The organism is Rhodoferax sp. (assembly GCF_028715765.1).
GTDB lineage: Bacteria > Pseudomonadota > Gammaproteobacteria > Burkholderiales > Burkholderiaceae_C > Rhodoferax.
This window is the reverse complement of sequence record NZ_JAQURE010000077.1, coordinates 1-6,959: the sequence shown is the minus strand read 5'-3', so window position 1 is coordinate 6,959 and position 6,959 is coordinate 1. Positions and strand designations below refer to the sequence as shown.

Genomic DNA, 6,959 nt, shown 5'->3' with positions numbered 1-6,959 from the left:
AACGCCCACGCTTATCGGCTGTATGTTTTTAATGATCTAAACAAGCAATTTGCTACTTGTTTGCTTTACTTTGCTGTGATCAGCGAAGCCTTGTATTCTAGCACGCTTTTTTGCGTTTTGTTTAAAAAACATCCAAAATTTTCTTGGATGTTTTTTAAAAATTAAACCTGAGACTGCACGTTTAACTTGTTGTAATTATATGCTCAGAAACGATCTTTCTTTGCACACCTCCAACCAAAATGCGATTTTTGTTCTCTCAATGGCCTTGGGTCACTCTGAAGCATGCCTTGCTTAGCAGTGTACTTTTGATAATCCTGTGGCTAAATCCTTTCAGTCCTGGGCCATCCGCGTCAGTCATGCCTCTGTTATTTTCATGGCTGTGTTTGTCACTGGTTTGCTTGGGTTGGCTCGGCCGTTCTCACACCACTTCCCCAAGACTTGTTCTCTTTGCCTTCATTGCATCATGGTTGATCTCTGGCATGTGCAATGCCTCCATCGGTTTGGCTCAATATTTCAACGCTACAGATTGGGCAGGGCGCTGGATAAATCACCCCCACCCCGGTGAAGCCTTTGGCAATTTGCGCCAAAGAAATCAATTTGCAACATTGCTCAACATTGGCATCACCTCTGTCGTTTGGCTTCACTGGCGCGTCACCCACCTTAAGCAAATCGACTTGGCTGTCAACTGGTTCCTGCGCAATTTGCTGACGATCCTCTGCATTGCACTTTTAGCCATTGCAAACAGTGCATCTTCTTCACGCACAGGATTTTTTCAACTCGTCACATTGCTTGGACTGGCTATTGGCTGGCAAAGTCAGATGATGTCATCTGAAAAAAAACAATTGAAAGCGAAGTCGTTGTCGCCTGTCGACATGTTGTTGATTGCACTTATTTTGTACATCATCAGTTCTTTCGCCTTGCCTTGGTTGGCGGGGCTGGACCCATTTTCAAATGGGACTTTTTCACGCCTTCGCGCTGGTGACTCACTGTGCGCAAGCAGAACCACGCTGTGGATCAATGTTCTGCACCTGATTTCCTTAAATCCTTGGACAGGTTGGGGCTGGGGCGAACTTGACTATGCGCACTTCATAACGCTCTACCCAACAACTCGCTTTTGCGACATCTTGGACAACGCCCATAACCTGCCACTGCAAATTGCTGTTGAATTAGGGATACCAGCCGCAGTGTTAGTCTGCAGCGCCGCCCTTTGGGCGGTATGGCGGTGCAAACCTTGGCACGAAACAAGGCCATCGCACCAACTTGCATGGTCCGTTCTTGCCGTCATAGGTTTGCACAGCCTGCTCGAATACCCTCTGTGGTACGGGCCATTTCAGATCACCGCGTTAGCCTGTATCAGCATCATTTATTCAGATTTTCTCCAAGCCAAATTCAAATCTTGCCAACCGAGGACGATCCAACAGCTCCGCTATTTCGCAATGGCTCTTTGCGGTTTAACCTTCACGTGGTGTGGCATCGCTGCGTGGAACTACCACCTGGCGAGCCAAATCTACCTACCGCAATCAGAGCGGTTGTCTGCCTACAGAGACAACACGTTGGACAAACTCAGCGAACTGCCAATGTTTCAGGATCAAGTTCAATTTGCAAAACTCACAACGACAGAATTAACTGTCGCTAACGCGCATGAAGTCCACCAATTAGCCCAGGCCATGCTGCATTTTTCACCTGAAGCGCGGGTGGTTGAAATACTGATTGAGAGTTGCAAACTACTGGGCAAAACTGACGAAGTGCACTTTTACGCCGCTCGTTACCAAGCCGCTTTTCCTGTGGACTATGCCAACTGGCTCAATAGAAACACCAACGCATTGACGCCCAACTGACCGCTCCGAGCAAACCAATGCCATCAAATGGCTTCAGCTTATGCTGTTGCGAAGAAACTGCCAGATTTACCACCATGTTTTTCGAGTAACTTGCAATCTGTCATGACCATGCCGCGGTCAACCGCTTTGCACATGTCATAGATAGTCAAGAGTGCTACTTGAACTGCCATCAGTGCCTCCATCTCAACGCCGGTCGGACCAACTGTCTCGACGGTCGCCGTACAAAACACGCTGGCAGGTTGAGTTTCTCCCACATGACAGAGCTTAAAGTCAAGCGCAACCCGAGTCAGTGCCAACGGATGACACAAGGGAATCAAATCACTGGTTTTCTTGGCTGCCATGATGCCAGCCACCCGAGCAATACCCAAAACATCACCTTTTTTGGCGGTGCCAGACTCAATCAGCGCCAGTGTCGCAGCCTGCATCTCAATGTGCCCAGCAGCAATACCAATCCGATGCGTCGCCGCTTTGGTGGCCACATCGACCATGTGCGCCTGCCCCTGGGCATCAAAATGTGTCAGTGTGCTCATAACTTGCGCCTCTTTAATTTAGTGGAGTGTCGCAAAAGTCAGAAAGAACCTTTGCAAAGAAATGGCATCATAAGTGCAGCACAAACCAAAGTGCCGGCTGAATTGAATGCTCCGCCACTTACCTTCACCACTGGCTATTTTGATGTGCTTTGCGGTGTCACCAGATCAGTTTTTACCCAGAATTTCATATGAAAAAAAAGCCTCTAGCCCTTATTATAAAAGCGCAAGCAGCTATTATATTTGTATCAATTTGTACGGCACTACCCGCCATATCAGCGGATATATCCACCATTTCCTCACCCCTGCCCCAATTGGGTGACACCAGTGAGATGACCAGTGCTGCCGAGCGCCGATTGGGCGACCGCATTGCCCGTGAACTCTACCGCGACCCTGATTTTGTTGACGACCCCATTTTGTCGAACTACATCCAAAGCATTTGGCAGCCGTTGTTGACAGCCGCACGCCAACGAGGCGAACTCACGCCAGAGCTTGAAGAGCGCTTTGCCTGGCGTATTGTGCTCGGGCGCGACCGCAGCGTGAACGCATTTGCCCTCCCGGGGGGCTATCTGGGCGTGCATCTGGGATTGATGGCCGTGGTCAGCAGCCGAGACGAACTGGCCTCGGTGCTGGGGCATGAGCTCAGCCACGTCACCCAGCGCCACATTGCCCGCCTCATGTCCAAAAACAGCCAGCAAACCCCATGGATGATTGGCGCCATGATTTTGGGCGCCCTGGCGGCCAGCAAGAATGCCAACACCGGCAACGCACTCATTGTGGGCGGGCAGGCGCTGTCGGCGCAAGCCCAACTCAATTTCTCCCGCGACATGGAGCGCGAAGCAGATCGCATAGGCTTTGGTGTCATGACCCAAGCCGGCTTTGAAGCACAAGGCTTTGTCAGCATGTTTGACAAACTGCAACAAGCATCCCGCCTGAACGACAGTGGTGCCTACCCCTACTTGCGCAGCCACCCGTTGACCACCGAGCGCATTGCCGACATGCAATCGCGCGTGTCGCTAGGCAGCACGCACACCCTCAACACCACGCCCACACTGGCGCATGCCATGCTGACGGCGCGTGCGCGCGTGCTCTCCAACCCAGGACTTGACGCCATGCAAAACTGGCAAACCCGGGCGCAAGATGCTGCTTTTTCTCAAAAACCGCAGGCCGAACAAGCCGGCATCCTTTACGGTGCGGCCATGTCTGCCAGCCGAATGCGAGAGCCCGCCAAAGCGCGCACGCAATTTGCACGGCTACAAAAAATCACAGCATCAGATGCGTCTGCGCAGCAACAAACCCGTTGGTTGGGCGTTGAAATTGGGCTGCTGGCACGCGACTTGTCACGCCCACAGGTCTTGGCGCTGGGGGAAACCATCGGCCTTGAAGCCTCACAACCCCAACCCACGCTGCGCCCAGACCTTCTCCTGCAAGCCCAAGTCGCCATGCAATCCGGTCAGGCACAAGCGCTCGACTCGGTGGCGCAGCGCTTGCAAACCTGGCTGGTTGATGCCCCCTTGGACGCACTTGCATGGCAATGGCTTGGCAGCGTTTATGCGGCACAAAACCAGCCCTTGCGCGCCCTGCGCGCCGAGGCCGAAGCCCGCATCGCTCAGCTGGATTACGCCGGTGCCATTGACCGGCTCAAAGCGGCACAAGAGCGCTTTCAAAATGTCACCAGCACCAGCGCCAATCACATTGAAGCCTCCATCATTGACACCCGCAAGCGCCAGATAGAAGCCTTGGTTAAAGCGCAAAGCGCAGAAAAGTAAACCAAGAAAACCTTCAGAATTTGGGAAGACATCAAGGACAGAAAGGCCTAAAGTGCTTTCTCATCTATTTGAGGCAGCCTGCTTGGCTTGGCGTTTGTGCCAAGCCCCCGCGCCCAGCACCCCCAGTACCACCAGCAATTCCAGCGTCCAACGAGACGCTTGCTGGGCATCGGTCAATGTCACTTTGACGTTGCCAAAAACACCACTCAGCAGGGGCTCGTTGACCAGCATTTTGGCGGCGGTAAAGGCCAGCACGGCCGCCCCAGCCTGAATGATGATGGGAAAACGCTCCACCAGTTTCAGCACCACCGAACTGCCAAACACCACAATCGGCACGCTGATCAGCAAGCCGATGATGACCAGGTCAAACGCGCCATGCGCGACGCCCGCCACCCCCAGCACGTTATCCACACCCATCAGGGCGTCGGCCACAATGATGGTTTTCATGGCACCCCAAAAGGTGTTGGCACCTGGGTCACTGTGTGCATCACCCGCATCATCTGCCAACAATTTGTAGGCAATCCACACCAAGCCAAGCCCCCCAACCAGCATCAAGCCCGGGATTTTCAGCAGCCACACCACGCCAATCGTCATGATGGAGCGCACCACAATCGCGCCCACCGTGCCCCAGACAATGGCTTTGGTTTTAAGGTGCGCGGGCAAATTGCGCGCTGCCAGCGCTATCACAATGGCGTTGTCGCCGGCCAGCACCAAGTCAATCAACACAATGGCCAGCAATGCAGACCACCACGGCGCAGAAAATAGTTCCATAGTCAACCCTGTATCAACAAAACCGTCATTGTCCAAAACAGGGGGCTTACCTTGCGTCCCATGAGGAAAATGGCTTGCACCGCTATCATCCGCAGCCCATGACAGCCATACACATCACCGACATCGAAGCCGCCATCAATTACTGGCGTGGTCAAACGCCCAGCTTGGAAGGCGCAGCGTTGCCAGACACCACGCGCGCCCTGGCCGAGGTGTATGCCGTGATGGCGTTGGCACGTGCCCATGAAATTGACGAGTCCGCCATGCCAGGCGCCGCGCTGACGGCCTGGCTGGCATGGTTTGACAGTACACCCGACACCCCATGCATAGCCATTTGTTCCACCAGCCAGGGCGACGACATCTGCAAAGGCTGCGGCCGTACCTTTGCCGAAGTACAGCACTGGACGGCCATGCGCCCGGTTGAAAAACGCCAAGTGTGGCGGCGTATCACGCAAGAGGCCAGCGCTTGGCGCTTTAACAAATACGCTGAGCGGGCGGCTGAGAAAAAAACCTAGATGACCTAGGCCTGGTGCGCCATCAACAAGCTCAACACCATACTGTCAACAGGTTTGAATTAGAGAGAAATACCGCCAGACACCTCAATCACCTCACCATTGATGTAGCTGGCCTCATCACTGGCCAAAAAGGCATACACATTGGCAATTTCTTCAGGCTTGCCAATGCGGCGCAAATGCACCTTGGCGCTGAGGTCTTGCAACACCTTTTCAGGCATGGCGGCCACCATGGGGGTGGCAATGAAACCAGGTGCCACGGCATTCACACGCACCCCTTTGGGGCCAAGCTCACGGCTCCAGGTTTTGGTAAAGCCAATGATGCCAAACTTGGTGGCTGCGTAGTTGGTTTGCCCAAAATTGCCATACAAACCCACCACCGAGCTGGCGCTCAAAATCACACCACTACCTTGCGCCACCATGCCATCAGCCACCGCTTGGGTGCAATGAAACACACCACGTAAATTCACATCAATCACCTTGTCAAACTGCTCGATGGTCATTTTTTGCAAGCGTGCGTCTTGGGTAATACCCGCGTTGTTCACCAGCACATCAATGCGACCGTAAGTGGCCTTGATCTGCGCCACCACCGCATCGACCATCGGGCGCTGGGTCACGTCCATGACAAAACCTTGCGCGGTCGCCCCCAGCGCCTGGCATTGCGCCACGACCTCATCCACGCCGGTCTGTTTGACATCGCAAACCATGACAATGGCACCCTCTTTGGCGAATTTAAGCGCGGTGGCCAGGCCAATGCCTTGCGCTGCGCCGGTGATCAAAGCAACTTTATTGTTCAAACGAGCGGTCATGAGAGTTCCTCAGAGTGGTAAAAAAATCAACATGCAAAATGGTAGCCCTTCCTGATTGCTGCAACTTGACACATCACAAGCTTCAAAAAAATGATTTCTTTGCTCCTTACCCACCGCCACCGTGCTGGCCAAATGCTGGTGTTGCTCCAATTTGGCCTGCTGCTGTGGTTGGCTTGGGCGGCAGCGCCAGCCTTGATGCAAGGCAATGCGACTTTGGTTTGTGTGCTGCTGGGTAGCTTGTCCGCTCTGTTGGGGGGCTGGACCTTGGCCTACAACCGGCTGGGCAACTTCAACATTCACCCCGCACCCAAAGCGCATGGCCAGCTGGTCACTGGCGGCCCCTACCGCTTGATTCGCCACCCCATGTACAGCACGGTACTGTTGGCCGCAGCGGCCATGGCGGTGTTGACCAGCCCCATGGCAGGTGGGCTGGCCTGGTGTTCCCTGGTTGGCGTGCTGGCGGTCAAAGCCACGCTTGAAGAGCACTGGCTGTGCGAACACCATGCCGGCTACGCCGCCTACAGCCAACACACCCGGCGTTTTGTACCCTGGCTGTTTTAGGGCTGGCTCAAGCACCGCCGTCTTGCGCTGCCTCTACCTGCACCACGCAGTCGTAAAACGTGGGTCCATGGCCTAAATCGGTCAGCCGCTGGCTGGTGAGCTGGTTCACATTGGTGCCATCCAACCCCAGCTTGAGCCACCAAATGCCCAAACCATGCACCACCCCAGGCCGGGC

General features: G+C 54.2%; 7 protein-coding genes. 4 read left to right on the top strand and 3 right to left on the bottom strand.

Annotated elements, in window-relative coordinates:
* The first annotated feature begins 479 nt into the window (after window positions 1-479).
* Window positions 480-1,838 carry a Wzy polymerase domain-containing protein gene (locus PHT20_RS15865; protein WP_301021282.1) on the top strand — a complete coding sequence of 453 codons (1,359 nt, stop codon included), beginning with the start codon at window positions 480-482 and terminating at the stop codon, window positions 1,836-1,838.
* Between the two features lie 38 nt (window positions 1,839-1,876).
* Here the strand turns inward: PHT20_RS15865 and moaC are convergent, their stop codons facing one another.
* Window positions 1,877-2,368 (bottom strand): cyclic pyranopterin monophosphate synthase MoaC, encoded by a 492-nt coding sequence (moaC, locus tag PHT20_RS15860; protein WP_301021281.1) that lies wholly within the window; start codon window positions 2,366-2,368, stop codon window positions 1,877-1,879.
* A 311-nt stretch (window positions 2,369-2,679) separates the two neighbouring features.
* Between moaC and PHT20_RS15855 the strand changes: the two genes are divergently transcribed.
* Window positions 2,680-4,134, top strand: coding sequence for a M48 family metalloprotease (locus PHT20_RS15855; protein WP_366520946.1), 1,455 nt, complete (start codon window positions 2,680-2,682; stop codon window positions 4,132-4,134).
* Window positions 4,135-4,194: 60 nt separating this feature from the next.
* On the opposite strand, the gene PHT20_RS15850 is transcribed toward PHT20_RS15855, so the two are convergent.
* Window positions 4,195-4,905 carry a TerC family protein gene (locus PHT20_RS15850; RefSeq protein WP_301021279.1) on the bottom strand — a complete coding sequence of 237 codons (711 nt, stop codon included), beginning with the start codon at window positions 4,903-4,905 and terminating at the stop codon, window positions 4,195-4,197.
* 98 nt (window positions 4,906-5,003) lie between these two features.
* Between PHT20_RS15850 and PHT20_RS15845 the strand changes: the two genes are divergently transcribed.
* Window positions 5,004-5,417, top strand: coding sequence for a DUF3717 domain-containing protein (locus PHT20_RS15845; protein WP_301021278.1), 414 nt, complete (start codon window positions 5,004-5,006; stop codon window positions 5,415-5,417).
* 59 nt (window positions 5,418-5,476) lie between these two features.
* Here the strand turns inward: PHT20_RS15845 and fabG are convergent, their stop codons facing one another.
* Window positions 5,477-6,223 carry a 3-oxoacyl-ACP reductase FabG gene (gene fabG / locus PHT20_RS15840; RefSeq protein ID WP_301021277.1) on the bottom strand — a complete coding sequence of 249 codons (747 nt, stop codon included), beginning with the start codon at window positions 6,221-6,223 and terminating at the stop codon, window positions 5,477-5,479.
* 90 nt (window positions 6,224-6,313) lie between these two features.
* Here fabG and PHT20_RS15835 point away from each other — a divergent pair, with 90 nt between their 5' ends.
* Window positions 6,314-6,784, top strand: a complete 471-nt coding sequence (locus tag PHT20_RS15835; RefSeq protein WP_301021276.1) for a methyltransferase — start codon at window positions 6,314-6,316, stop codon at window positions 6,782-6,784.
* Window positions 6,785-6,959: the final 175 nt, after the last annotated feature.